Origin of the sequence: Pseudomonas monsensis, assembly GCF_014268495.2 — a bacterium.
GTDB lineage: Bacteria > Pseudomonadota > Gammaproteobacteria > Pseudomonadales > Pseudomonadaceae > Aquipseudomonas > Aquipseudomonas monsensis.
Window position 1 is genome coordinate 2,657,179 of the sequence record NZ_CP077087.1, and the last position, 24,465, is coordinate 2,681,643.

Sequence of the window (24,465 nt, forward strand, 5' to 3'; positions counted from 1 at the left end):
AAAAAAGTGGCCCGCGCACTGCGCCGGCCACTTTTTTTACGCTCTAATGGTGGCGAGAGCCTTGTAGGAGTGAGCCTGTTCGCGATAGCGGTTTAGCATTCAACATCACTGTTGTCTGATCCACCGCTATCGCGAGCAGGCTCACTCCTACAGGGGATCTGTGTGATCCGGTTTTCAGGAGATATCCCATGCAACGCATCGACCATGTTCTGCCCTGGAGCCACCTGGGCAGCGAACGCTCCCTCAGTGTGTTCCGTTACGGCGCGGGCCCGCGCAAGGCCTACATCCAGGCCAGCCTGCACGCCGATGAACTGCCGGGTATGCGCACCGCGTGGGAACTCAAGCAGCGTCTGAACGCGCTCGAACAGCAAGGCCGTTTGCAGGGCGTGATCGAACTGGTGCCGGTGGCCAACCCGATCGGGCTGGACCAGCATCTGCAAGGTGCGCACATGGGCCGTTTCGAACTGGGCAGCGGCAAGAACTTCAACCGCGCCTTCGTCGAACTCAGCGCACCGGTGGCGGCGCAGATCGGCGAGCGTCTGGGCCGCGATGCCGAGGCCAACATCGCCTTGATCCGCCAGACCATGCTTCAGCTGTTCGATGAGCTGCCGGCTCCGGCTTCGCAACTGGAAGCCCTGCATCGCTTGTTGCTGCGCCACGCCTGCGATGCCGACATCACCCTTGATCTGCATTGCGATTTCGACGCCGCGATCCACCTTTACGCGCTGCCGCAGCACTGGCCGCGATGGCAATCGCTGGCGGCACGGCTGAAGGCTGGCGTGGCGCTGTTGTGTGAGGATTCCGGCGGCAGTTCGTTCGATGAGTCCTGCTCGACGCCGTGGCTGCGCCTGGCGCGGGCATTTCCCCAGGCCGCGATTCCACTGGCCAACCTCGCCACCACCCTGGAGCTGGGCAGCATGGGCGACACCCGGGTCGATCAGGCCCAGGCCAATTGCGAAGCGATTCTCGGTTTTCTCGCCGAGCAGGGCTTTATCAGCGGCGAATGGCCGACCGCGCCGGACGCGTGCTGCGAGGGCCTGCCGTTCGAGGGCACTGAATATCTGTTCGCGCCACACCATGGTGTGGTGAGTTTTCTGCGCAATGCGGGCGAGTGGGTCGAGCAGGGCGATGCACTGTTTGAAGTGGTCGATCCGCTGCAGGATCGCGTGACCACCGTGTGCGCCGGTACCAGCGGCGTGTTGTTTGCCATCGACCGTGGGCGTTACACCCAACCGGGGATCTGGCAGGCGAAAGTCGCGGGTCGGGTGCCGTTCCGGACGGGCAAGCTGTCCAACGACTGACAGATCTGCGGCGAATACATTCGCGAGCAGGCGCGCTGCCACCTTGAAATGCGTTTCTCTGTGGGAGCGGGCTTGTCGCGAAGGGGCCATCAGCAACATCGCCAAATCTGGATCCTGACCGCAGGGTGTCAGGCTCCCCCCGAACCGACACGTTGTGAGGAAGGCTTTATGTTGAAAGTATTTGCCCTGTTGACCCTGCTGGCGTCTTCCGCCGTCCAGGCTCAAATCACGCTGCAATCCGATCTGCCGCTCAAGTACCTCGAACAGGTTCACCCTGACGCCGAGTCGCGGCCGCTGGTGATTTTCCTGCACGGTTACGGCAGTAACGAAGCTGACCTGATCGGCATGAAGTTCCAGTTGCCGGCGCAATACAACTACCTGTCGGTGCAGGCGCCGATGGCGCTGGGTGAAGGTCGCTACCAGTGGTTTCGCAAGAAGGGCGAAGGGGCCTACAACGGCGAGACCGATGATCTGAAGGTCAGCGGCCGGAAACTGCGCGACTTTATCGCCCAGGCCGCGAAGAAATATCACGCCAGCCCGGACAAGGTGTACCTGATCGGCTTCAGCCAGGGCGCGATGATGACTTACGAAGTGGGGTTGCGGTCGCCGCTGGCGGTCGGCGGTATTGCGGCGTTGAGCGGTCGTTTATTGCCGGTGTTGAAGGGCGAACTGAAGGCCGGGCAACCCCCTCTGGCCCTGAACATCTTCATTGGCCACGGCACCGCCGATGATCGTGTGCCGTATCGCGATGGCACCGAGGCCAATGCGCTGCTGCAGAAGCTCGACTACAAACCGCAATTTCACGCCTATCCCGGCGTCGGCCACAGCATCAGTGCGGCCGAACTGCGGGACCTGAATGGCTGGTTGCAGCAGCTCAATCCTTGAGGAGGGTGGTGACCAGGGCGTCGTGACCTTTCTTGTCACTGGCACGGGAGATCACCTGCACCAGTGCCATTTTGGTGCCGGAGCCGGCCAGCAACGTGGTGTTGAGCGTCTGGCCGCCACCCTGGGTGGCGGTGCTGTCGACCTGCCGCACACCAAGGCCGGTGCCTTTGCGGGTCAGGCTCTTTTCACTGAGCTTATTGAAGTCCGGCAGCGCCTTGCTTTGGTCTTCAATGAACCGTGACACGCTGGCGTCGAGGAACTCACCGTCGTTGTCCTTGACGTTAACGCCTTCGGGAATGCGGTTTTCCGCGGTGATGACCACGGTTTTTGTGGCTTCGTTGGTGTACATCGTGCCGACGGCCCCGCTCGGACTGGCCGGCAGCGGATCGGCGACGAAGCCCTTGGGCAACACGAACGTGAACTTGCCGCCGAGCATCGAGACTTTCTCGGTGGCGGCTTTTTCCTTGGCCTTGGCTGCCTGAGCGTTGATGGCGCCGAGGCCGGCGACGGCCGCCAGCAACAGGACGACGGCTTTCTTGCTGAGCAATGACATTCGAATCTCCGGTGGATGGTCGCGCTAGGCGGGCGATCATCCCACGCAGCGCCTTATCACTCCAGCCCGGCCCGTCTGAACACCCGCGTCCTCGCCACAGGGGACGGGTTCAGGCTTGAGGGTGCGCTTGTCTGGGCGGGGCCGGTTTAGCCAGTAGCTTGCGGGTCACGCCGAGCATCGCCACCGCCACCGCGACACCCACGGCAAACCCACTCAGGCCCAGGCTCGGCAAGGTCAGCGCCGACACCAGGCAAAACGCCGAAAACGAATACATGCCGGTTGCCGTCGCTCGCAACAATGCGGCGGTGAATGCCGGCCCGCGGGTCTGTTGGGAAAACACCGCCATCACGCTGCCGAGCACCGGGAACACCGCGAGCAGGCCGCTCCAGCGTTCGCCGACCGTGCTGGCGAGCATCGTCACCAGCAAGGTCAACGCCGCACCGGCGATCATCCGCCAGATCAATTTGTCCGACTTCGGCGCCGGGCCATTGAGTACCGGTTGCACCTTGGGAAACAGGTAGGGCGAGGACAGCAATGCGACCGCCGCGGCGGCCACGGAGAACGGCAGCGACGCCGGAATCAGCGATAACCCCCACGCGATCACGGTCCACACCGCCAATGAAGTCATCAGCGCCGAAGGCCAGTTCGCCCGTTGCGCGACCTGAGCGTAGGTGATGCAGAACGCAATCATCGCAAACATCGCCGACAACGCGGCCACCGCTGACTGCGCGGCAAATGCCGGGCCTTGTTCGATCGCGAGGAAAAACAGGATCGGCCCGACCACCACCGGCAACCCCGACAGCCACCCGGCCACGCTCGGCCCCCAGCGTTTGCCTGCGAGAGAAATCAGCAGCAGAAAACCGGGAATCAGCAGCAGTTTGAGGATCAGCACGCAGGTGTCTCCGTCCGGGTGAGTGGCGTTACGTTAGCATTGTCGACAATTGATTGCTGAAGATGTGCGCAAAATATGTACACAGGGTACGAGGCGCGATCCCCGGCTATGCTCTGTCTATCAGGGCTTGCCGGAGTCGATATTGCAATGAACAGAACACCCAAGGTGCTGCGTGGATGTTGTGGCATCGGTTTATGGGCGTTATTGCTGACGCCCACCTGGGCCAACTGGCAGGACGCAGTGCCCGGCGCGCAGATCATCGGCACCGGCGATTTCAGCGTGTGGGGCTTCGACGTGTACAACGCGCGTTTGTGGAGCGCCGCGCGGCCGCTGGCGGACGGCCAGCCCTTCGCGCTGGAGCTGATCTATCGCCGCACCATCTCCCGCGATGACCTGGTCAAGGCCAGCGTCGATGAAATCAAACGTCTGGCAGGCAGCAGCGTCAGTCCCGCGCAATTGGCCGGCTGGCAGATTCAGATGCAGCAGTCGTTCGTCGATGTGCAGGCCGGTACACGAATTACCGGGGTGTACCTGCCGGGACAGGGCGCACGGTTTTTTGTCGGGCAACAGTTGCAGCATGAGATTGATGATCCGCAGTTTGCCCGGGCGTTTTTCGATATCTGGCTGGATCCGCGGACCCGCAGCCCCGAGTTGCGTCAACAGTTACTCGGTGTGAGTCGTTAAGAGCAAAAGATCGCAGCCCTTCAAGGCTTCGGCTGAAACGTCTAAGCTGCGTCTTTCCGACTTGTTTCTGGATGTGTGCGTGAAATTCAGTTTGCCCAAAATCGCCACCGCGCCGTTTTGCCCGCCGGAAGTGGCCGGCAGTGTGGCGGTGGATCCGAATGCCGCGTTCTTCAAACGCGTGCTGCGTTTCGCCGGTCCCGGTTTGCTGGTGTCGATCGGCTACATGGACCCGGGCAACTGGGCAACCGCCATCGAGGCCGGTTCGCGCTTTGGCTACAGCCTGTTGTTTGTGGTGTTGCTGGCGAGCCTGGCGGGCATGGTCGTGCAATGCCTGTGTTCGCGGCTCGGCATCGCCACCGGCCGCGACCTGGCGCAACTTTCTCGTGAGCGCTACAGCACGCCGACCGCGCGCTTGCAATGGGTGCTGGCGGAGATCTCGATTATTGCCACCGACCTGGCCGAAGTGCTTGGCTGCGCCTTGGCGTTTCACTTGCTGCTGGGCTGTTCGCTGACCTTCGGCATTGCCTTGACCGCGTTCGACACGCTGCTGGTGCTGGCCCTGCAAAACCGGGGCTTTCGCCGCCTGGAAGCGATCATGCTGGTGCTGGTGGCCACCATCGGCGTGTGTTTTTTCGTCGAACTGGTGCTGATCAAACCTTACTGGCCGGACGTCTTTCAAGGCTTCAAACCGTCACTGGCGGCGATCAGCGATGCGGCACCGTTGTACCTGGCCATCGGCATTCTCGGCGCGACGGTGATGCCGCATAACCTCTACCTGCACACCTCGATCGTACAGACACGCATGATCGGCCAAGACCTGGCGAGCAAGCAGGACGCGGTGAAGCTGGCACGCATCGACACCATCGGCTCGCTGGCGCTGGCGCTGTTGGTCAACGCGGCGATCCTGATTCTCGCGGCAGCGGCATTTCACCAGTCCGGACATACCGATGTGGTGGATATTCAGGACGCCTATCACTTGCTCGATCCGCTGGTGGGCGGTGCGTTGGCCAGCGTGCTGTTCGGTGTCGCACTGCTCGCTTCGGGGCAGAGTTCGACCTTCACCGGCACCATCGCCGGGCAGGTGATCATGGAAGGCTACCTGAACCTGCGAATTCCGTGCTGGCAGCGCCGTTTGATCACCCGCGGGCTGGCGCTGATTCCGGCGTTCATCGGCGTGTGGCTGATGGGGGACAACGCGGTGGGCAAGTTGCTGGTGTTGAGTCAGGTGGTATTGAGCCTGCAACTGCCGTTTGCGCTGTATCCGCTGATTCGCATGACCAACGACCGACAGCTGATGGGGCCGTTTGTGAATCGCCTGCCGACCCGGATACTGGCGTGGGGCTTGTTTGCGGTGATCAGTGGGGCGAACGCGTGGTTGATTCTGCAGATGGCGGTGTGAACAGATGTTTTTGTGGTGACTGAAATGGCCCCATCGCTGGCAAGCCAGCTCCCACAGGGTTTGGGGGTGAACAAAGAATTTGAATCCACCCTCAATCACCGTGGGAGCTGGCTTGCCAGCGATGGGGCCATCAAAACCTACATAAATCCAGGCAAAAAAAGACCCGGTGCAACGCCAGTCGCACCGGGTTTTTGTTGCCAGCGAGCAGCGGATGTCGTGGATCCACCGCCCGCCGTTGAACTCGATGTTTAAGCGCGTTCCAGCGCCAGCGCCACGCCCTGACCACCGCCGATGCACAAGGTCGCCAGACCCTTTTTCGCATCACGCTTGATCATCTCGTGCAGCAGGGTTACCAGCACCCGGCAGCCCGAGGCACCGATCGGGTGACCGAGGGCGATGGCGCCGCCGTTGACGTTGACCTTGTCCAGATCCCATTGCAGATCCTTGGCCACCGCCAGCGATTGCGCAGCGAAGGCTTCGTTGGCTTCGATCAGGTCGAGCTGGCCGATGTTCCAGCCCGCCTTGTCGAGGCAGCGGCGGGTAGCCGAGACCGGGCCGATGCCCATGATCGCCGGATCAACGCCTGCGTTGGCATAGGCGGCAATTTTTGCCAGCACCGGCAGGCCCAGGGCCTTGGCTTTCTCGGCGCTCATCAGGATCACCGCAGCGGCGCCGTCGTTCAGCGACGAGGCGTTGCCGGCCGTCACGCTGCCGTCCTTTTTGAAGGCCGGGCGCAGTTTCGCCAGCGATTCGGCGGTGGTGTCGCCGCGTGGTTGTTCGTCAACCTTGAACGCGACAGGATCGCCTTTGCGCTGCGGAATCAGGATCGGGGTGATTTCATCGACAAAGCGGCCGGCCTCGATGGCGGCAGCGGCTTTCTGCTGCGAGGCTGCGGCGAAAGCGTCCTGTTGCTCGCGGCTGATCTGGTATTTATCGACCAGATTTTCCGCGGTGATGCCCATGTGGTAATCGTTGAACGCATCCCACAGACCATCGCTGATCATGGTGTCGACCATTTGCGCATGGCCCATGCGCAGACCGGTGCGTGCGCCCGGCAGTACGTAGTTGGACAGGCTCATGTTCTCCTGACCGCCGGCGATGATCACCTCGGCGTCACCGCAACGGATCGCTTGCGCGCCCAGGTGCAGGGCCTTCAGGCCCGAACCACAGACCTTGTTCAGGGTCATGGCCGGTACGGCGTGGGGCAGGCCGGCCTTGATCGCGGCCTGACGCGCCGGGTTCTGGCCGGCGCCGGCAGTCAGCACCTGGCCCATGATCACTTCATCGACCTGGGCACCGTCCAGACCGGTTTGTTCGAGCAACTGGCGGATCACCGCCGCGCCCAGATCCACCGCGGACACGCTGGCCAGGGAGCCCTGGAAACTGCCGATCGCGGTGCGCGTGGCGGCAACAATTACGACGTCTTGCATTTTCGAATTCCTCACTGGGCAGCGAACTGCATTTCCGGTACGTGATCCGGGACGATCAGTTTACCAGCGGTTTTGGCGACGATTTCCTCGACGCTGACGCCAGGTGCGCGTTCCTTGAGGACAAAAGCGCCATTTTCGATTTCCAGATAAGCCAGGTCGGTCAGCACGCGCTTGATGCAACCGGCACCGGTCAGCGGCAGGCTGCATTTGGACAGCAGTTTGGATTCACCGTCCTTGGACGCGTGGGTCATGATCACGATGATGTTGTCGGCCCCAGCCACCAGGTCCATGGCGCCGCCCATGCCCTTGACCAGCTTGCCGGGAATCATCCACGAGGCGATGTTGCCTTCGACGTCGACTTCGAACGCCCCCAGCACGGTCAGGTCGACATGCCCGCCGCGGATCATCGCGAAGGATTCGGCGGAGTTGAAAATCGACGCCCCGATACGTGCGGTCACGGTCTGTTTGCCGGCGTTGATCATGTCGGCATCAATGGTTTCTTCGGTTGGAAAAGGCCCCATGCCGAGCAGACCGTTTTCCGATTGCAGCATGACTTCCATGCCTTCGGGAATGTAGTTGGCGACCAGGGTCGGAATGCCGATGCCAAGGTTCACGTAGTAGCCGTCCTGCATTTCGCGGGCGACGCGCTGAGCCATTTGTTCGCGGGAAAGTGCCATGTTGTTGTTCTCCGTCTGGGCTTCAGTTATTTGCGGATGGTGCGCTGTTCGATGCGTTTTTCGAACGTGCCGCAAATGACCCGGTCGACGTAGATGCCGGGGGTGTGGATCTGCGACGGATCCAGCTCGCCGGGTTCAACGATTTCTTCGACTTCAACCACGGTGATCTTGCCGGCGGTGGCCGCCAGTGGGTTGAAGTTCTGCGCGGTGTGGCGGTAGATGACGTTGCCGAAATGGTCGGCTTTCCAGCCTTTGACGATGGCGAAGTCGCCGGTGATGGACTCTTCCATCAGGTACTTGCGACCTTTGAATTCACGCACTTCCTTGCCTTCGGCCACGGGGGTGCCGACGCCGGTGGCGGTGAAGAAGGCCGGAATGCCGGCGCCGCCGGCGCGCATTTTCTCGGCGAGGGTGCCTTGCGGGGTCAGGATGACTTCGATCTCGCCCTTGAGCAGTTGCTCTTCGAACAGCTTGTTTTCGCCGACGTAGGAGGCGATGACTTTGCTGATCTGGCGATCGGTCAACAGCACGCCGAGGCCGAACCCGTCGACGCCGCAGTTGTTGGAAACCACAGTCAGGTCGCGGGTGCCTTTGCGCTTGATCTCGGCGATCAGGTTTTCCGGAATGCCGCACAGACCGAAGCCGCCGGCGATGACGGTCATGCCATCTTCCAGCCCGGCGAGGGCTTCCTCGTAGGAACTCACGCGCTTGTCGAAACCTGCCATATGCACCTCTTTTATTATTTGCGGGCGGCTGGCTAGCCGAATGACTGGAGTGTCTCGCTGGTGGATATATTTGTTAAGTTGATTTTTAAGGTTGATTGATAGATAAAACTCAATAATTCGTCGCGTTATAGCTTGCAGCTTGACGCCTGGAGCTTACAACTGGAGCGAAGCGACATGACCATCAAGCAGATCCGTGCCTTTCTCGCCGTGGCCCAGAGCCTGAGTTTTGCGGTGGCCTGCGAGCGCCTGCACCTGTCGCAATCGGCGTTGAGCCTGACCATCAAGGCGCTGGAGGAGGGCCTCGGCGGGCGCCTGTTCAGCCGCAATACGCGCAACGTGGCGCTGACGGCGGAAGGTGAATCCCTGTTGCCGCTGGCCCGGCGGCTGATTGCCGACTGGGACAACGCCGAAGACGAAATGCGTCAGCGCTTCAGCTTGCAACGCGGACGGGTGACGCTGGCGGCGATGCCGTCGTTCGCCGGCAACCTGCTGCCGCCGATCCTCAAGACCTTCCGTGCGCGCTATCCGAACGTCAACGTCACGGTCAACGACGTGATCAACGAGCAGGTGCTGGAGATGGTCCGCGATCGGCAAGTGGAGCTGGGCGTGGCGTTCGAGCCGATGCAAAGCACCTCGATGACCTTCACGCCGTTGTACAGGGATCGCTTCGTGGCCGTGGTGGCGCAGGATTCGCCATTGGCGGCGCGCACCGCTATCGACTGGCAAACCTTGCTGCAGCAGCCGTTCATCACCTTGCAGCGGCCATCGACAGTACGAGTGATGCTCGAAGAACACTTGCAGGCGCGCGGCCTGAAATTGCCGGTGGAGTTCGAAAGCCATCAGTTGGCGACGGTCGGGCGCATGGTCGCCAGTGGCCTTGGTGTCAGTGCCGTACCGGCGTTGTGTGCCGAGCAGATGCAGGAACTGGGCGCCCGTTGCCTGACCCTGGATGACTCGGTGGAGCGGGCGATCGGCGTGTTGACCGAACCCGGAAATGAGTTGTCGGCGGCGGCACAGGCGCTGTTCGATATCCTCAAGGCTGAGCACTGAAGCCGCGGGATTTTGTGTGTCAGGTGAGCAGGCGTTGTGTCAGCAGGGGCAGGAGTTGTTCGCATGAGGCTTCGATTTTCAATGACAGCAGGTCATCTGCGCGAGTCTTGCCCAGGTTGATCGCAATCAGCGGCTTGCCCCGATCGGCAATCATCCGACACAGGCGAAAGGCCGAATAGGCCATCAACGACGAGCCCACCACCAACATCCCGGCCGCGCGTTCCGCCGCCGCCAGCGCCCGTGCAGCGGTTTGCTGCGCGACGTTCTCGCCAAAAAACACCACATCCGGCTTCATCCGCTCGCCCGCGCAATGTGGACAGTGCGGCACCTGAAACCGGGCTTCGAATGCGGGGTCGAGCAGGGTATCGCCGTCCGGCGCCTGCACGGCATCGACGCCGGCCAGATACGGGTTGTGCATCTCCATCAAGCGCTGAATGGCATCGCGCTCACTGCGCTGGCCGCAATCCAGGCACAGCACCCGGTGCAGGCTGCCGTGCAGTTCGATCACGTCCTGACTGCCGGCCTGATCGTGCAGGGTGTCGACGTTCTGCGTGATCAATCCGCCGATCCGCCCATGCGTCTGCAAACGGGCCAGAGCCTCATGCGCTGCATTCGGCCGCGCCTGCCGCACCCGTGGCCAGCCGAGCATGGCCCGCGCCCAATAGCGCCGGCGTGATTCCGGGGCGGCGAGGAATTCCTGATACATCATCGGCTGGCGCCCCCGGCGCACGCCGTCGCTGTCGCGGTAATCCGGAATCCCCGACGGCGTGCTGATGCCGGCGCCGGTCAGCACCAGAAAGTCGCCGTCAGCCATCGCTTGTTGCAAGGTGTCGAGGTGGTCGCGGATCGGGCTGTCGAGCATGGTCAGCACTCCGGGCAGATGAATGCCTTGCAGGTTAGCACTGACCTTCCATAGCGAGGGAGTCTGGCTGGGGGGCGCGGATTTTCCAGTGACGCAGGGGCTTGCTCCCGCTGGGGCGCGCAGCGGCCCCAAAACCGCCGACGGCTTCGCCGCCGAGCGCAAGCAAGCGCCCTCGCCCCAGATTTCTCCCGCACGGTCAATAGCTTGTCTCCGGGCTATTTGCGCGCCTCCAGAATCAGATTGAACGGTGTCTGCGTGGCCCGCCGGAACTGCTTGAAGCCGGCTTCGGCAAACACTTTGCGCAGGCGCATTTCCCCGGCTTGTGCGCCGAGCCCGAGGCCGACCTCTTGCGACAGGGAATTCGGTGTGCAGATGAAGGTCGACGCCGCGTAGAACAGTCGGCCGACCGGGTTGATGTTGTCATCCAGCGTATCGTTGGCGAACGGTTCGACCAGCAGCACCGTGCCGTCGTCCTTCAGCGAGTCGTAGGCATGGCGTGCGGCGCCGACCGGGTCGCCCATGTCATGCAGACAGTCGAAATAGCAGATCAGGTCATAGTCGTCGCCGGGGTAATTTTTTGCCGTGCCCTGGAAGAACTTCGCCCGGCTGCTGACACCGCCTTCTTCGGCACGCTGGGTAGCCACGGTGATTGAGGGCGTGTGGTTGTCGAAACCGACGAAGCGCGAGTTGGGAAAGGCCTGAGCCATGATCACTGTCGAGGCGCCGTGGCCGCAACCGACGTCAGCGACTTTGGCACCTGCCTCAAGCCTGGCCACCACGCCGTCCAGTGCCGGCAGCCATTCGGCGATCAAATGCCCCTTGTAACCGGGGCGAAAGAACCGTTCGGTGCCGGTGAACATGCACGGATGGTGATCGCCCCAGGGCAAGGCGCCGTTGCCGCGCATGGCTTTCACCAGTTTATCCTTGTCATGGAAAAACGACGCCACCACGCCCAGACCGCCGGCGACGTACACCGGTGAGTCTTCCAGGGCCAACGCCAGGGCATGTTCTTCCGGCAGGCGGAATTGCCCGTCGTGATGCTCCATGTAGCCTGAAGCGGCATGGGCGCTGAGCCATTCGCGGACCAGACGCGGGTTACAGGTGGTTTTCGCAGCGAGTGCTTCTGGGCTGATCGGCTGACTGTCGGCCATCGCCCGGTACAACCCGAGTTCTTCGCCGACGATGACATTAGCCAGCATCGCCGCGCCGCCCATGTCGTTGATCAGTTTTCCCATGAATTCGTTGAGTCGGGCCTCGTCCATCACGTGTGCTCCTGAAACAGGATCACAGTCCGGCGGCGTCAAGGATCGAGGGTCGAGGCGTGCGCCATCGGGCAGTGGTCGTCTTGGGTTTGAGCGATGAATCACTGCTGGATTCATCGCCCAGATTTTACTCTTGAGGGCTATGCAACAAGTCTAGCCCTCCAATGCCATGAAGCGATCGTTTTTCAGGCTTTTGTACGCTTCTTGGATGCAGGCGTCTGGCTCAACACGCCATTGGACAGCTTGGCCACTCTTTCAGGAAGCGAGAGCGTTTTTCCGGTGAACTCCAGCGTGGCTTCGATTCGCTCCACGGATGGATCTTCCTTAAGCTCCAGTGTCCCTTCGACCGCCAGGTAAGCGCTCCCCAGCAAATCCAGATAGGCCGCCCGAATGTTTAGATCACCTGTTTCAAACGTGTACTTTCCTTTTTTTAGCCCTGCTGCAATGAACAGCGTTACGCGGTGCGGTTTTGGTGGGTCTAATTCCCAGACTCTCTGATTGGCGACCACTGCAAATGTTTGCGTGTTTTCTTGAAAGGAGATTTCAACCTCGTCGGACTTGAACTCATGATAAATACCTCCTTCAAGTTTAGCGAAAAACTCATGCTGCTGAAGCTTGTCTGCCGCCGAAGTGCGGGTAATGTCTTTCAGATCGAACTTGCCCTCACTCAAGATATATTCCTGGCCTCCAATATTGCCCTTGAAGTTAAACGTACCGACCATTCGCTGCTCGGATTCGAAGTATTGAATGGACAATAATCCTTCGGTCGAGACCACTAACCGGTCTTGGGAAAAGTAATGAGCGTGCGCCAGATTTTTATCGCTGCCAGAAACAAGCGAATAACTCATGGGCACGCCATTGCCTCCGAGGTTCAGAGGGATAACAAAAGTCATGTAGCGAACGCTGTCGCCGCTGATATGGGTGGCGTTTATTTCCCAATGGGTTGGCAGTTTTTCAATTAAAAGTCCGCTATTGGCCTGGAAATCCGGCTCGCCGGCGCTTTTGGCGGTAAGCGTGCCCGTGGCGGCTACTGTTCCTTGCGTGATGGACATTTTGCTATTCATGTTCTGGATTCCTTTCTCGAGGGCATTACGAAAGAATGAGGCGCCAGTGTAGTGGCGGTGCCTGCTACGCATAACTGTCAAAGTTGACAGGTATAAAAAATAAATTTTTATTCTGTTTTGTTAATTTTGACGCGGGATTGCCTTCGATAAACCGATGATCTGTATCTCAATGAATACAGCGCGATCACAGATACATAACCTGTGCATTCGACTTCGTCGTCGAAACAACCGCGATACATACACTGTTTAGGTTGACCTTTTGATCGCCATCACGCTGATGCGCCAACAGAGGGACAGCCCCATGCATATTGTTCATCCATCTGCACTTGCCCGAGTCGGACTCGGCCTGCGACGAGGCTTGTTGAAAGACCTGCGAGCTGCCCATAGCGGTGTTTTCGACTTTCTCGAAGTCGCCCCGGAAAACTGGATCGGCGTTGGCGGTGCCCACGGCGCGGCGTTGCACGAACTGGCCGAGCGTTATCCATTGGCTTGCCACGGCTTGTCGTTGTCACTTGGCGGATCGGCGCCGCTCGACGTCGGTTTTCTCGAAGAAGTCCGGGTGTTTCTTGACCACCATCAAGTGCCGTTTTACAGCGAACACCTGAGCTACTGCAGCGACGACGGTCATCTCTACGATCTGCTGCCGTTGCCATTCACCGAAGAGGCGGTGCATCACGTCGCCGCGCGGATCCGCCAGTCTCAGGACATTCTGGGGCGGCGTCTGGCGGTGGAAAATGTCTCTTACTATGCCGCGCCACGTCAGGACATGGACGAGGTGACGTTCACCAACGCGGTGCTGCGCGAGGCCGATTGCGACCTGCTGCTGGACGTGAATAACGTCTACGTCAATTCGATCAACCACGGCTTCGACCCACACCGGTTTCTCGCCGGGGTTGAGCCGGGCAGGGTGGTCGGCATGCACGTGGCCGGGCATTTCGATGAGTCGGACACGTTGAAAATCGACACCCATGGTGCCTCGGTGAAACCGGTGGTCTGGGCGTTGCTGGCCGACGCCTATGCTCGGTTCGGTGTCCAGCCAACGTTGCTTGAGCGGGATTTCAATTTCCCGGTGTTTTCCGAACTGGTTAGCGAGTTGCAAACCATTCGCCATTTGCAAGCGGGAGGCCGCCATCGTGGATAACCTGTTGCAGCAGCAACGGGCGCTGACCCGGTATTTGCGCGATCCCGAACATCAAACGCCACCGGTCGACATGGACGTGGCGCGGGTCAACGTTTATCGCGATCTGGTGTTCAACAACGTCTCGCAATTGTTGAGCGGCACGTTTCCGGTGTTGATCCGGATTATCGGGGAACAACGCTGGGGCCTCCTGGTGCGAGGCTTTTTGCGCGAGTGGCGAGCGCAGACCCCAAAGTTTGGAGAGATTGCCGAAACGTTTCTCGACTATCTCGCTTCGTCACCGCAGGTGTTGCGCGACGGCGAGTGGCCGGCGTTTCTGCTGGAGCTGGCGCATTACGAATGGGTAGAGATGGTACTGCAGCAATCAGACGCCGAGCCGTTACCACCAACAGACCAAGGCTTGCTGCTGGAACGTCCACTACGGGTATCGGCGCTGGCCTGGCCGTTGGCGTATGTGTGGCCGGTGCAACGGCTGTCGCCGGACCTTCAACCCGCCGTGGCCCCGGCCCAACCGACCCTGTTGCTGGTACGCCGCACTGCGGATTTCAGCGTCAGGTTTGCTGAGTTGAGCCCCTTGGCCTGGCGGTTGTTGCAGCGGATCGGTGAGTACCCTGTGTTGACCGGGCGCGAGCAGTTGCACGGTCTGGCGCAAGAGGCCGGCGAGTTGGGCAATGCGTCATTCATGGACAGTGGTTTGGCATTGTTGCAGCAGTTGCACGAAGACCGCGTAATGGGGCCGACATCGTGATTCCAGAGACTCCGTAAGCCTTGTGGGAGCGGGCTTGCCTGCTCCCACATGTCAGAGCGGCAGCTTCAGTTCCGCGCACAGCCCGCCGCCCTCGCGGTTGCTCAGGCTCAGCGAGCCACCCAGTGCCATCGCCAGTTGTTGCGCGATCGCCAGCCCCAGCCCGGTGCCGCCGGTTTCGCGGTTGCGCGAGTTTTCCACGCGGTAGAACGGTTCCATCACCTGCTGCAGCTCGGCCTCGGCAATGCCCGGGCCGCGATCCATGACGGTCAGCCTCAGGCTGCCGTTGTTCGCTTCGACCCATACCTCAGCCGCGCCGGCGAACTTCAGGGCGTTGTCGGTCAGGTTCACCAATACCCGGCGCAACGCATGTGGGCGGGTGTCGATGACCACTTCACTCTTGCCGATCAGTTGCACGTCCTTGCCCATGTCCTGATAGTCGAACACCAGGCTTTCGAGAAACGAATCCATGTTGGTGCGGCGGCTTTCTTCGGTTGAGCCATGGATGCTGCGCGCATACGCCACGCCTTCGCGCACCAGGTGTTCCATCTCGCCAAGGTCGTTCCACAGCTTGTCCTTTTCCGCCGAGTCGTCCATGAACTCGGCGCGCAGCTTCATCCGGGTGATCGGCGTTTGCAGGTCGTGGGAAATGGCGGCAAGCAATTGCATGCGCTCTCTCAGGTAGGCGGCGATACGGGCTTGCATCGTGTTGAAGGCGCGGGCCGCGTAGACCACTTCGGTAGGGCCTTGCTCGTCGAGGTTGATCGGATGGGCATTGGGGTCGAGGGTTTCCACGGCGTTGGCGAGGCGGGTGAGGGGGCTGATTGCAATCCGCACTGCCAGCCAGGTGCAGGCGATCATCAGCGCCAGTTGGCCGAGCAACACCGCCGGCAGCCACGGCGACAGCGGCACCATCGACGGCCGCACATCTATGGTTACCGGGCTGCCATCGCTCAGGCGCAGATGCCCCTGAAAGTGTTTTTTCGGTCCGGGAATGTCGGTGAAGGTCAATGGATAGTGTTCGCCGATGGCGTCGGTGATCGAGGTGACGGCAATCGGCACGTCGCCGGCCTTGATCGGCACGCCCGCTTCACCTGCATTGAGCAGATAGGCGTAATTGGTCCGGGCCAGACGCGACAGCCACGCCGGGCGTTCCTCGGCGGGCAAGCGGTCGAGGATCGCAATCGAGGTTGACACGTCGGTCTGCAGATTGCCGAGCATGGTGTTCCTGGCCATCTGGTAGCGCTCGTAATACTGCGCGCCGAATGACAACGCCTGGGCCAGGATCATGCCGATCAGAAAAATCAGCCACACTCGCGAAGTCAGCGTGCGCGGCCAATGCAGGTTGAGGCTCATGCGGGCGCCCCGAGGATTTCGACCGGCAGCGAGAATACATAACCTTCGCTGCGCACGGTCTTGATGTACGCCGGTTCGCGCGCGTCATCCAGCAGCCGTTGACGCAAACGGCTGACCAGCAAGTCGATGGAACGGTCGAACAGGTCGGCGTCACGGCCCTGGGTCAGGTTGAGCAGTTGATCACGGCTGAGTACCCGTTGCGGGTGATCGAGAAATACCCGCAGCAAGCGGTATTCGGCGCCGCTGAGGGCGACCATGGTGCCGTCCTTGTCCAGCAGGTGCCGCGCCGACGTGTCCAGTTGCCAGCGCCCGAAGGCCAGCAGGCGGCCGGCCTCGGTCACCACCAGGTTGGGCGGCAGCATCCGTGTGCGCCGCAGCACGGCGTTGATCCGCGCGAGCAACTCACGGGCGGCGAAGGGTTTGGTCAGGTAATCGTCCGCGCCCATTTCCAGGCCGATGATGCGGTCGGTTTCATCATTGCGCGCGGTCAGCATCAGCACCGGCGTGGCCTTGTGTTTGCCCACCCGCAGTTCGCGGCACAACTGCAGGCCATCGTCGCCGGGCATCATGATGTCGAGCACGATCAGGTCGACCGTGTTCGCTTCGAGAAAGCTGCGCATCTGCCGGCCATCGGCGACCACGGTGGTGCGCAGGCCGTTTTTTTTCAGGTAGTTGCCCACCAGTTCGCGGATCTCGCGGTCGTCGTCGACGATGAGAATGTGATCGACATGGTCCATCGGTTCAAACCTCCAGCAAAGGGGAATGCCGTGCAGTTTATAGCGCCATCGACGACCCGCCTGCAGGCCTTTGTATTGCAGTGTATCCAGCGTGAGCACGGATACACGGCGAGGCAAAAACGGCCGCCTCCCCGGGTTTTGTATCGTTGTGTATCCCCGACCGGCAGGGATACGTAACGATTTATCCGCGCGGTTTTCCGACACACCCGCGATACCTCGCGAGCCTCAAATAGGCTCCATCGAGGCACACACAGATGGCCTCGGCTCAAACCCATTGACGCCTTGAGGAAACTCCCATGATCAGTAAAACCGCGATGGCCGCCGGCCTGTTTGCCGCCCTCAACATCTGCACCTTTGCAGCCCGTGCCGAAGCCGATGTTACCCCGCGAACCTACACCTACGGCACGCCTCTGGACATCCGCCAGGTGATCTCGCTGACCCAGGACGACTCGGTGACCTGCGGCATCGTCGATGCGCGCATGACGTATCTCGACTCGACCGGCGCCACGCAGGTGCTGGATTACCGCAAGTTCGCCGACGGCTGCAACAACGACAACTGAGTCATTCCAATTCTCTGGAGAATCACCATGCACAACGTCTCGCGTTTTTTGACCGCCATCGCCTTTTCCCTCAGCGGCTTCGCTGCCCATGCCGATGCGTCGGTTGAACAGAATAGCTGCCACGGCGGCAGTTGCTTGCAGCTAACGCCGATGGCCAGACAGAGCATTGATAGCTCGCTCGCAGCCGACGGTGCCAGCCGCACGCCGCAGGGCCAGATGTTTGCCGAGAACGGCGCAAGCCGCACACCGCAGGGCCAGTGGCTGCAAAGCCAGAGAGCCTGAGCCCTCCACAAGGGCGCACATTTACACAGGGTGATCATCATGTATCTCATTGCATTCCTCGGCGGTCTGCTGACCGTCCTCAGCCCTTGTATTTTGCCGGTGGTGCCGTTCCTGTTCGCCGGCGCCAACCGCCGGCGCTCGTCGATCCTGCTGACCCTCGGTGGCATGGCCCTGACTTTTGCGCTGATCTCCAGCCTGGCCGTGGTCAGCAGCGAATGGGTGATTCAGGCCAGTAACACCGGGCGGCAGGTGGCGTTGCTCGTGATGATCGCGTTCGCCCTGGCGCTGATCTCGGCACGCATCGGTGACTGGCTGACCCGGCCGTTGGTCCTGCTCGGCAATCGCCTTGATGCCGACAACCGCAAGACGGCCGGGTCGACGGGCTCGATCCTGCTCGGTGTTGCCACCGGACTGCTGTGGGCGCCGTGTGCCGGCCCGATCCTTGGCGTGATCCTCACCGGGGCGATGCTGCAAGGCGCTAACGCTCACACCAGCCTGTTGTTGCTGGCGTATGGCGCAGGCAGTGCGTTGGCGCTGGGCACTTTGATTTTCGCCGGGCGCGGGCTGGTCAACCGGCTGAAACCGTCGATCCCGTTCACGGGCTGGTTTCGTCGCGGGGCAGGTGTTGCCGTGCTGGCTGCGGCGGCGGTGATTGCCACCGGGGCAGACAAGACGTTACTGGCCGGGTCGTCTTCCGAAGGTGTCGCCAGCGTCGAAAACAGCGTGCTGGAAAACGTGCCGAAAGTGGTCGATTACCTGGTCAGCAAAGTCCGCGCCGACTCGATGCAGAACGACAGCAAGGGCGCGATGCCGTCGTTGTCCGGCGCCGTGCAATGGCTCAACTCCCCGGAGCCGAGCGCCGAATCCCTGCGCGGCAAAGTGGTGCTGGTGGATTTCTGGACCTATGACTGCATCAACTGCCAGCACACCTTGCCTTACGTCAAAGACTGGGCGCAGAAGTACCAGAAGGACGGCCTGGTGGTGATCGGTGTGCACACCCCGGAATACGGCTATGAGCGCATCATCGACAACGTCAAGGCGCAGGTGCGCAAGCTCGGCATTACCTACCCGGTGGCAATCGACAACGACTACGCGATCTGGCGTCACTTCGATAATCAGTACTGGCCGGCGCACTACCTGATCGATGCCAAGGGGCAGGTGCGTTACAGCCATTTCGGCGAAGGCCGCTACGAGGCGCAGGAGCAGATGATCCGCCAGTTGCTGGAAGAAGCCAAAGCCCCCGCAGCCTGAGGCAGGAGCTGTTACAACGGCTTAACAGATTCACGCCACTCATCGGCAAAGCCGGGTTAATTCCGCTTCGCCGGACGACCGGCAGGGACGCCGGCGGGACTCGGCGCGATAGTGATTGAGCAGGGCTACTGCCGGTCCTGCCACATAACAAGAACGCGAGGTTGCCATGCCGAAATTCGTGATTGAACGCGAGATTCCAGGAGCCGGAAAGCTGTCGGAAGAAGAACTCAAGGCCGTGTCGCAAACATCCTGCCAGGCGTTACGTGAACTCGGGCCGCAAGTGCAGTGGCTGCAGAGCTACGTCACCGCCGACAAAGTCTATTGCGTGTACATCGCTCCCGATGAAGCGCAAGTGCGCGAGCATGCCCGGCTGGGTGGTTTCCCGGCCAACAGCGTGGCGCGGGTGATGACGGTCATCGATCCGACGACCGCCGAATGATGTCGGCTTCAACCTGCCGTGGAGCTCGACGCCATGAGTACCCCGATTGATCTGACAGCCCTGAAAGAACGCCAGAAAGTCGCCTGGGCCAGCGGCGATTACGCCGTGATCGGTACCACCTTGCAAATCGTCGGCGAAAATCTCGCCGAGGCCTGCGACCTGCGTTGCGACGAGGAGGTGCTGGACGTTGCCGCCGGTAACGGCAACGCCACACTGGCGGCGGCGCGGCGCGGCTGTCTGGTGACTTCGACCGACTATGTCGCGGCCTTGCTCGAACGCGGCCAGGATCGCGCCCGGGCCGAACATCTGGACGTGACCTTTCAGGTGGCCGATGCCGAAGCCTTGCCGTTTGCCGACGACAGTTTTGCCGCGGTGCTGTCGACCTTCGGCGTGATGTTCGCACCCGATCAGGCCCAGGCCGCCGCCGAACTGGCGCGGGTCTGTCGTCGGGGCGGACGGATCGGTCTGGCCAACTGGACCCCAGAAGGTTTTGTCGGCCAGATGTTCAAGACCCTCAGCCGCCATCTGCCACCGCCGCCCGTAGCCCAGCCGCCGGCAAACTGGGGCACCGAAGCCTGGCTGCATACGCATTTCAACGATCACGATTTTGTCGTGCAAGTAACCCGGCGCACCTTCAATTTCCGTTATCGCTCGGCGCTGCATTTCATCGACATCTTTCGTCATTGGTACGGGCCGGTGCACAAGGCCTTCGCGGCGCTGCCGCCAGAGAGCGGTCAGGCACTGGAGAGTGATCTGGCGGATTTGCTCAACCGCTCAAATCGAGCGGGGGAGGCATCGCTGGTGGTGCCGAGCGAGTATCTGGAGGTGGTGATCACCAAACGCTGATCACGCAAAAGCGAACGTCCTCTGCAGGCGTGAGCCTGCAGAGGAGATGTGTTGCGGCGGATGGCCTATTTCAACTGGGCGCGATCAAACCACTCCAGCGCCGTGCGCCAGATGCAGATGCCCAGGAAGTACGCCGACATCAGCAACCACAACCCCATCACCAGCGGGTTGATCAGCGGATGGTTGAGCACCAGCGACAGGCTGCACAGCAGCCAGATCGCCGTCACCGCAATGTTGATCGGCATGAACCGGCGCACGCGGAACGGGTGCAGGAACTTCATTCGCGTCACCGTCAACAGCGCCAGGCCGATCACGGTGAGGAACGTGATCCACGGCCCCGGGCCGATGATGTACAGACACAGCGCCACTACGTTCCACGCTGCGGGGAAACCGACGAAATAGTTGTCCTTGCTCTTCATATTGACGTTGCAGAAACAGAACAGTGACGACACCAGAATCAGCGACACGGTCAGCAGCAAGGTGTAGTCCGGCAACGGAATGTAGCGATAGATGAACAGGGCCGGGATGAAAACGTACGTCAGGTAGTCGATCACCAGGTCGAGGATCGAGCCGTCGAAACTCGGCAGTACCGATTGCACGTTGACCTTGCGTGCCAGCGCACCGTCGAGGCCGTCGACGATCAGCGCCACGCCCAGCCACATCAGGCAGTGGGTCGGCTGGTTTTCCAGCAGGGCGAGGGTGGCGAGGAAGGCGGTGACCACGCCGGTCGCGGTAAAACCATGGGCGCCCCATGCTTTGAGCCTGGCGATGTGTAGAGTCGATATCACGGGGGCGTTCTCCAGAAAGTAAAGCAAGCCGGTTATCACCCTCGTCCAGAAGGGCGCCGGCAAACCGGGTCGGGGTTGCAGCTATCGACCGGTCTGGCCGGGATAAGGTTCACCTGCCATGAATCTTAGCTGGCCGCCAAAAAATGCGTTGGGCGAAATGATTCAGCGGAGGGTGCGTCGGCCAAACGGTGCTGGCGCAATGGCCGCACCGGTCTATCGTTGCCAGACGCGGCCAATACCAACGCCGGAGGATGACGTCATGAACACCAGCGATTTGCTCGAACAACTGCTGCGAGGCCAGGCCCCGGCGGGACAACAGGAAAGCGCTTCGGCCGGTGGCGGTCTGGGTGGATTGCTGGGCGGTCTGTTGGGTGGCGGTCAAGCCAGTGGCGGCGGTTCGGCGGCGCCCGGCGGGCTGGGCGGGCTGGGCGGATTGGGTGGTTTGCTCGGCGGGCTGCTTGGCGGTGGCGGTGGGCTGGGGGCATGCTCGGGGGTGGTGGTACGCAAAGCCGTTCCGGCGCTACCAATTACGCTGCGTTGGCGTCGCTGGGGATGATGGCGTTCCAGGCGTATCAGGCCTGGCAACGCAGCCAGGCCAGCGCGGCACCGCAGCAAACCCCGCAAACAGCTAACTTGCTGGCTGGCCCCGACATTGAAGAACACAGCCATGCAGTGCTGCGCGCCTTGATCGCGGCGGCCAAGGCTGACGGACGCATTGATCAAGCGGAAAGAGACCGGATCAGCTGCGAAATCGGCAAACACGCCGAGGACCCGCAGTTGCAGCAATGGCTCGACGCCGAGTTCGCCAAACCGCTGGATCCGGCGGAAGTTGCCCAATCGGCACAAGGTGATCCGGCGGTTGCCGCCGAAATGTACCTGGCCAGCGTAATGCTGGTGGATGACCAGCAAGCGGCCGAGCGTAATTATCTGGATGAACTGGCGGCGGCCTTGCAGATCGATCCGCAGTTGCAGGTGCATCTGGAGGAACAGGTCAAGGGCACGGCCTGAAAGCCAAGGATCGTCCGATCGCGGTCCGAACCTTCGGCAGCTCCTGCACAGGGGAGAGCAGGGGGGCGGGGGCTCCGTCCGTCCGGGCAATTTTCACGTCGATTGAATTTTTCGCAGGCGTCACCTCTCTGCTGCTGTAGAGGCGTGTGAATCAGCGTCCTGCCAATCGACCGAGAATTTAGCCATGACTGTCCTGACTCGCCTGCCTTCTGCGCCGGCACAATCGCAAGCGCTCCATCCTGCCGGCAATCTGCGGCAGCTGTATGAAGCGCTGCTGCGCGATGAAAATCCCCGGGAACGTGCTCACGCTTTTTTGCAGGAGCAGTTGCAACAGGCCGCAGATATCGCTGAAACCTTGCCACGCGATCCTGGGCGCTGGCATGAGTGGATGACCGCGCACTGTACCGAGGTCGCCCGGCGATACGCCGACTACCTGCAACAACGCCAGGCAGGCGGCCCGCGGCAGTTCTTCAGCAACAAGGCTCAGGCGCTGTACTTTCTGCAAGCCGTCGCACCGACCAAACTGGTCGATGGTGCCTGGCTGTCCGGCCTTTTGCCGCAGTGGCACGATCCGCGTTTCGCGGGGCTGTTGAGCACCTATCTGGAAGAACTTGGCGAGGGCAATCCGGCGCAGAATCATGTGGTGATTTACCGCAAACTGTTGGCCGATCAAGACCTGCAGGAAAGCGCCGCCATCGCCGATGAACACTACCTGCAAGGCGCGCTGCAACTGGCGCTGGGGCTTGGCGGCATGGACTGTCTGCCGGAGGTGATTGGCTACAACCTCGGCTACGAACAATTGCCGCTGCACCTGCTGATCAGCAGTTACGAACTCAGCGAACTGGGCATCAATCCGTACTATTTCACCCTGCACGTGACCATTGATAACGCCAGCACCGGGCATGCGCAAAAAGCCGTGCAGGCTGTGCTCGACCTACTGCCGCTGGAAGCCGATCGCAGCGAGTTTCTGCGACGGGTTTCTTTGGGCTATCGCCTCAACGATCTGGGCCAGGGCAGTCGCGCGATCATTGAAGGCTTCGATCTTGATCGCGAGTTGCTGGCAATGCTCGCGCGCAAGCGGCCGTTCGGCCAGCACCTGCATTCGGACTATTGCCGTTTTGAAGGCCAGACCGTCAATCAGTGGCTGGCGACGCCGGAGCAGTTGCCCGGTTTCCTTCAGGCCATGCAAGACAAAGGCTGGATCAAGCGCAATCAAGACCCGCAAGCCAGTCGCTTCTGGCAACTGATCTGCGGCGATGGCGCCGCGATGTTCGGCGTGTTCAACGCCTATGAAAAACAACTGTTGCACGACTGGATTGCCGGCAGCTGGACATCCCCGAAAGCGGTGAAATCCGCTCGGCGCCATGGCCAGACTTCGGCACCCGCGGTCATTCCCGAGCAGGATCCCGACCTCCAGCAATTGAACGCAGCGCTGCAAGGCCAGGACGATCACGCGCAAATGGCGCTGCTCATCCCGTGGCTGGCGCCGGCGCGGCATGCGCATCCGGCCGGATTGCTCGCGACTCGCCGCTTTATCGAACTCAAATCCCGCCTGCCTTAAGGAGCGACCCAATGATTCAGGAAGATTCACTGTGCGCCGATGATCTTGCACTGTTGCAACTGGGCCGCCGCCTACAGGCCGACGGTTATCGTTTTATCACGCCCACCCCGCTGACCCACCAACGGGTCAACCAGCGCAACGAAGGCCAGGCGGTCGATTCCCTGCGCGATGTATTCGGCTGGTCGCGGCCATTTGAAGCAGGGCTGTTGTCCGCCGATGAACTGCAGCAACTGCAGGACGCTCAGGTCATCGACAATTACGCCGGTTGCTTCAAGAGCCGGGTGCGCTGGTCGAGTCTGGATGACTTGCTGTTTGTGCATTCGGCGTTCCCCACCGACGCCGCCGACGCGGTGTTTTTCGGCCCCGACACCTATCGGTTTGCGCAACTGATTCACGCTCACCTGCAGCAGAATTTTGCCCCGATCAAACGCGCCGTCGATATCGGCTGCGGCGCCGGGGTCGGCGCGATCCTCATCGGCCGGGCGCGGCGTGAAGCGCAGGTGCTGGCGCTGGACATCAATCCCGCCGCGCTACGCCTGACCACGATCAACGCGGCGCTGGCCGAGGTGGCCAACGTCGAAGCCTGCGCCAGCGATCTGTTGCAGGGTGTCGAGGGCGAGTTCGACCTGATCGTCGCCAATCCACCGTATATGGCCGATCCGGCGGCACGCGCCTATCGACATGGCGGCGGTACCCTGGGCGCCGGGCTGTCGCTGCGCATCGTCGCGCAATCACTGAATCGCCTGACACCCGGAGGTTCGCTGTTGCTCTACACCGGCGTGGCAATGGTCGATGGTCACGATCCGTTTCTCGACACGGTGCTGCCGCGCCTGGATCAAAAGCGCTTTGGCTGGACCTATCGCGAACTCGATCCCGATGTCTTCGGCGAGGAGTTGCTCAACCCCGGCTATCAGCGGGTTGACCGGATTGCCGTGGTGGCGCTGACCGTGACCCGAATTGGCTGAAACAA

At 61.3% G+C, this 24,465-nt stretch carries 25 protein-coding genes and 1 pseudogene; 15 read left to right on the forward strand and 11 right to left on the reverse strand.

The window, feature by feature from the left end:
- Window positions 1-188: 188 nt before the first annotated feature.
- Together HV782_RS11665 and HV782_RS11670 are read left to right on the forward strand one after the other, a co-directional pair.
- Complete coding sequence (locus HV782_RS11665; RefSeq protein ID WP_186747371.1) at window positions 189-1,301, forward strand: succinylglutamate desuccinylase/aspartoacylase family protein; 1,113 nt, start codon at window positions 189-191, stop codon at window positions 1,299-1,301.
- Between the two features lie 168 nt (window positions 1,302-1,469).
- Window positions 1,470-2,186 (forward strand): alpha/beta hydrolase, encoded by a 717-nt coding sequence (locus HV782_RS11670; RefSeq protein WP_186747373.1) that lies wholly within the window; start codon window positions 1,470-1,472, stop codon window positions 2,184-2,186.
- Here HV782_RS11670 and HV782_RS11675 read toward each other — a convergent pair.
- Both HV782_RS11675 and HV782_RS11680 read right to left on the reverse strand, forming a co-directional pair.
- Complete coding sequence (locus HV782_RS11675; RefSeq protein ID WP_186747375.1) at window positions 2,176-2,739, reverse strand: DcrB/PsbP domain-containing protein; 564 nt, start codon at window positions 2,737-2,739, stop codon at window positions 2,176-2,178. The genes HV782_RS11670 and HV782_RS11675 overlap by 11 nt on opposite strands.
- Before the next feature lie 109 nt (window positions 2,740-2,848).
- Window positions 2,849-3,631, reverse strand: coding sequence for a hypothetical protein (locus HV782_RS11680; RefSeq protein WP_186747377.1), 783 nt, complete (start codon window positions 3,629-3,631; stop codon window positions 2,849-2,851).
- Between the two features lie 147 nt (window positions 3,632-3,778).
- Here HV782_RS11680 and HV782_RS11685 point away from each other — a divergent pair, with 147 nt between their 5' ends.
- Window positions 3,779-4,315 carry a chalcone isomerase family protein gene (locus HV782_RS11685; protein ID WP_186747379.1) on the forward strand — a complete coding sequence of 179 codons (537 nt, stop codon included), beginning with the start codon at window positions 3,779-3,781 and terminating at the stop codon, window positions 4,313-4,315.
- A gap of 79 nt (window positions 4,316-4,394) precedes the next feature.
- The gene (locus HV782_RS11690; RefSeq protein WP_186747381.1) at window positions 4,395-5,714 is read left to right on the forward strand and encodes an Nramp family divalent metal transporter; all 1,320 of its coding nucleotides are present in this window, start codon (window positions 4,395-4,397) and stop codon (window positions 5,712-5,714) included.
- Between the two features lie 248 nt (window positions 5,715-5,962).
- Here HV782_RS11690 and HV782_RS11695 read toward each other — a convergent pair whose 3' ends face one another.
- Genes HV782_RS11695 through HV782_RS11705 form a run of 3 tightly spaced genes read right to left on the reverse strand, consistent with a single transcriptional unit; the run spans window position 5,963 to window position 8,546 of the window.
- On the reverse strand, window positions 5,963-7,144 hold the full coding sequence (locus HV782_RS11695; RefSeq protein WP_186747384.1) for an acetyl-CoA C-acetyltransferase: 1,182 nt from the start codon (window positions 7,142-7,144) through the stop codon (window positions 5,963-5,965).
- A gap of 11 nt (window positions 7,145-7,155) precedes the next feature.
- Window positions 7,156-7,821 carry a CoA transferase subunit B gene (locus HV782_RS11700; RefSeq protein ID WP_025111273.1) on the reverse strand — a complete coding sequence of 222 codons (666 nt, stop codon included), beginning with the start codon at window positions 7,819-7,821 and terminating at the stop codon, window positions 7,156-7,158.
- 26 nt (window positions 7,822-7,847) lie between these two features.
- Window positions 7,848-8,546, reverse strand: coding sequence for a CoA transferase subunit A (locus HV782_RS11705; protein WP_103306907.1), 699 nt, complete (start codon window positions 8,544-8,546; stop codon window positions 7,848-7,850).
- Between the two features lie 174 nt (window positions 8,547-8,720).
- Here HV782_RS11705 and HV782_RS11710 point away from each other — a divergent pair, with 174 nt between their 5' ends.
- Window positions 8,721-9,596 (forward strand): LysR family transcriptional regulator, encoded by an 876-nt coding sequence (locus HV782_RS11710; protein WP_123467609.1) that lies wholly within the window; start codon window positions 8,721-8,723, stop codon window positions 9,594-9,596.
- 19 nt (window positions 9,597-9,615) lie between these two features.
- Here HV782_RS11710 and HV782_RS11715 read toward each other — a convergent pair whose 3' ends face one another.
- From HV782_RS11715 to HV782_RS11725, 3 genes are all read right to left on the reverse strand, one after another.
- Window positions 9,616-10,458, reverse strand: coding sequence for an NAD-dependent protein deacetylase (locus tag HV782_RS11715; RefSeq protein WP_186747386.1), 843 nt, complete (start codon window positions 10,456-10,458; stop codon window positions 9,616-9,618).
- Window positions 10,459-10,673: 215 nt separating this feature from the next.
- Complete coding sequence (locus HV782_RS11720; RefSeq protein ID WP_123467613.1) at window positions 10,674-11,720, reverse strand: class I SAM-dependent methyltransferase; 1,047 nt, start codon at window positions 11,718-11,720, stop codon at window positions 10,674-10,676.
- Window positions 11,721-11,905: 185 nt separating this feature from the next.
- On the reverse strand, window positions 11,906-12,784 hold the full coding sequence (locus HV782_RS11725) for a hypothetical protein (protein ID WP_186747388.1): 879 nt from the start codon (window positions 12,782-12,784) through the stop codon (window positions 11,906-11,908).
- A gap of 301 nt (window positions 12,785-13,085) precedes the next feature.
- Here HV782_RS11725 and HV782_RS11730 point away from each other — a divergent pair, with 301 nt between their 5' ends.
- Window positions 13,086-13,925, forward strand: coding sequence for an HvfB family MNIO-type RiPP peptide maturase (locus HV782_RS11730; protein WP_186747391.1), 840 nt, complete (start codon window positions 13,086-13,088; stop codon window positions 13,923-13,925).
- Complete coding sequence (locus HV782_RS11735) at window positions 13,918-14,670, forward strand: HvfC family RiPP maturation protein (RefSeq protein WP_186747399.1); 753 nt, start codon at window positions 13,918-13,920, stop codon at window positions 14,668-14,670. The genes HV782_RS11730 and HV782_RS11735 overlap by 8 nt, the downstream gene beginning before the upstream one ends.
- A gap of 51 nt (window positions 14,671-14,721) precedes the next feature.
- On the opposite strand, the gene HV782_RS11740 is transcribed toward HV782_RS11735, so the two are convergent.
- Both HV782_RS11740 and HV782_RS11745 read right to left on the reverse strand, forming a co-directional pair.
- Complete coding sequence (locus HV782_RS11740) at window positions 14,722-16,023, reverse strand: sensor histidine kinase (RefSeq protein ID WP_186747401.1); 1,302 nt, start codon at window positions 16,021-16,023, stop codon at window positions 14,722-14,724.
- Window positions 16,020-16,760 (reverse strand): response regulator, encoded by a 741-nt coding sequence (locus HV782_RS11745; protein WP_007919579.1) that lies wholly within the window; start codon window positions 16,758-16,760, stop codon window positions 16,020-16,022. The genes HV782_RS11740 and HV782_RS11745 overlap by 4 nt, the downstream gene beginning before the upstream one ends.
- A 296-nt stretch (window positions 16,761-17,056) precedes the next feature.
- Here HV782_RS11745 and HV782_RS11750 point away from each other — a divergent pair, with 296 nt between their 5' ends.
- The 5 genes from HV782_RS11750 (at window position 17,057) to HV782_RS11770 (ending at window position 20,138) form a co-directional block, all read left to right on the forward strand.
- A complete protein-coding gene (locus tag HV782_RS11750; protein WP_186747403.1) occupies window positions 17,057-17,320 on the forward strand; it encodes a DUF2790 domain-containing protein in 264 nt (87 codons plus the stop codon).
- Between the two features lie 27 nt (window positions 17,321-17,347).
- Entirely contained in the window at window positions 17,348-17,602 is a 255-nt protein-coding gene (locus HV782_RS11755; protein WP_186747405.1) for a hypothetical protein, read from the forward strand.
- A 39-nt stretch (window positions 17,603-17,641) separates the two neighbouring features.
- Window positions 17,642-18,853, forward strand: coding sequence for a cytochrome c biogenesis protein DipZ (locus HV782_RS11760; RefSeq protein WP_186747407.1), 1,212 nt, complete (start codon window positions 17,642-17,644; stop codon window positions 18,851-18,853).
- 166 nt (window positions 18,854-19,019) lie between these two features.
- The gene (locus HV782_RS11765; protein ID WP_123467631.1) at window positions 19,020-19,292 is read left to right on the forward strand and encodes a DUF4242 domain-containing protein; all 273 of its coding nucleotides are present in this window, start codon (window positions 19,020-19,022) and stop codon (window positions 19,290-19,292) included.
- Between the two features lie 33 nt (window positions 19,293-19,325).
- Window positions 19,326-20,138: a class I SAM-dependent methyltransferase gene (locus HV782_RS11770; RefSeq protein WP_123467633.1), complete on the forward strand. Its 813-nt coding sequence runs from the start codon at window positions 19,326-19,328 to the stop codon at window positions 20,136-20,138.
- Between the two features lie 65 nt (window positions 20,139-20,203).
- Here HV782_RS11770 and pcsA read toward each other — a convergent pair whose 3' ends face one another.
- Window positions 20,204-20,926 carry a phosphatidylcholine synthase gene (pcsA, locus tag HV782_RS11775; protein WP_123467635.1) on the reverse strand — a complete coding sequence of 241 codons (723 nt, stop codon included), beginning with the start codon at window positions 20,924-20,926 and terminating at the stop codon, window positions 20,204-20,206.
- 199 nt (window positions 20,927-21,125) lie between these two features.
- Here pcsA and HV782_RS11780 point away from each other — a divergent pair.
- The 3 genes and pseudogenes from HV782_RS11780 to HV782_RS11790 all read left to right on the forward strand — a co-directional run bounded on the left by HV782_RS11780 (window position 21,126) and on the right by HV782_RS11790 (window position 24,460).
- A pseudogene (locus HV782_RS11780) lies at window positions 21,126-21,934 on the forward strand (tellurite resistance TerB family protein).
- Window positions 21,935-22,118: 184 nt separating this feature from the next.
- Window positions 22,119-23,495 carry an iron-containing redox enzyme family protein gene (locus HV782_RS11785; protein WP_186747618.1) on the forward strand — a complete coding sequence of 459 codons (1,377 nt, stop codon included), beginning with the start codon at window positions 22,119-22,121 and terminating at the stop codon, window positions 23,493-23,495.
- Between the two features lie 11 nt (window positions 23,496-23,506).
- Window positions 23,507-24,460, forward strand: a complete 954-nt coding sequence (locus HV782_RS11790; RefSeq protein ID WP_186747620.1) for a methyltransferase — start codon at window positions 23,507-23,509, stop codon at window positions 24,458-24,460.
- Window positions 24,461-24,465: the final 5 nt, after the last annotated feature.

Coding starts and splice junctions, on each gene's coding strand:
- HV782_RS11665 (WP_186747371.1), top strand. CDS start 189: ATGCAACGCATCGACCATGTTCTGCCCTGGAGCCACCTGGGCAGCGAA.
- HV782_RS11670 (WP_186747373.1), top strand. CDS start 1,470: ATGTTGAAAGTATTTGCCCTGTTGACCCTGCTGGCGTCTTCCGCCGTC.
- HV782_RS11675 (WP_186747375.1), bottom strand. CDS start 2,739: ATGTCATTGCTCAGCAAGAAAGCCGTCGTCCTGTTGCTGGCGGCCGTC.
- HV782_RS11685 (WP_186747379.1), top strand. CDS start 3,779: ATGAACAGAACACCCAAGGTGCTGCGTGGATGTTGTGGCATCGGTTTA.
- HV782_RS11695 (WP_186747384.1), bottom strand. CDS start 7,144: ATGCAAGACGTCGTAATTGTTGCCGCCACGCGCACCGCGATCGGCAGT.
- HV782_RS11700 (WP_025111273.1), bottom strand. CDS start 7,821: ATGGCACTTTCCCGCGAACAAATGGCTCAGCGCGTCGCCCGCGAAATG.
- HV782_RS11705 (WP_103306907.1), bottom strand. CDS start 8,546: ATGGCAGGTTTCGACAAGCGCGTGAGTTCCTACGAGGAAGCCCTCGCC.
- HV782_RS11710 (WP_123467609.1), top strand. CDS start 8,721: ATGACCATCAAGCAGATCCGTGCCTTTCTCGCCGTGGCCCAGAGCCTG.
- HV782_RS11715 (WP_186747386.1), bottom strand. CDS start 10,458: ATGCTCGACAGCCCGATCCGCGACCACCTCGACACCTTGCAACAAGCG.
- HV782_RS11720 (WP_123467613.1), bottom strand. CDS start 11,720: ATGGACGAGGCCCGACTCAACGAATTCATGGGAAAACTGATCAACGAC.
- HV782_RS11725 (WP_186747388.1), bottom strand. CDS start 12,784: ATGAATAGCAAAATGTCCATCACGCAAGGAACAGTAGCCGCCACGGGC.
- HV782_RS11730 (WP_186747391.1), top strand. CDS start 13,086: ATGCATATTGTTCATCCATCTGCACTTGCCCGAGTCGGACTCGGCCTG.
- HV782_RS11740 (WP_186747401.1), bottom strand. CDS start 16,023: ATGAGCCTCAACCTGCATTGGCCGCGCACGCTGACTTCGCGAGTGTGG.
- HV782_RS11745 (WP_007919579.1), bottom strand. CDS start 16,760: ATGGACCATGTCGATCACATTCTCATCGTCGACGACGACCGCGAGATC.
- HV782_RS11750 (WP_186747403.1), top strand. CDS start 17,057: ATGATCAGTAAAACCGCGATGGCCGCCGGCCTGTTTGCCGCCCTCAAC.
- HV782_RS11755 (WP_186747405.1), top strand. CDS start 17,348: ATGCACAACGTCTCGCGTTTTTTGACCGCCATCGCCTTTTCCCTCAGC.
- HV782_RS11760 (WP_186747407.1), top strand. CDS start 17,642: ATGTATCTCATTGCATTCCTCGGCGGTCTGCTGACCGTCCTCAGCCCT.
- HV782_RS11765 (WP_123467631.1), top strand. CDS start 19,020: ATGCCGAAATTCGTGATTGAACGCGAGATTCCAGGAGCCGGAAAGCTG.
- HV782_RS11770 (WP_123467633.1), top strand. CDS start 19,326: ATGAGTACCCCGATTGATCTGACAGCCCTGAAAGAACGCCAGAAAGTC.
- HV782_RS11785 (WP_186747618.1), top strand. CDS start 22,119: ATGACTGTCCTGACTCGCCTGCCTTCTGCGCCGGCACAATCGCAAGCG.
- HV782_RS11790 (WP_186747620.1), top strand. CDS start 23,507: ATGATTCAGGAAGATTCACTGTGCGCCGATGATCTTGCACTGTTGCAA.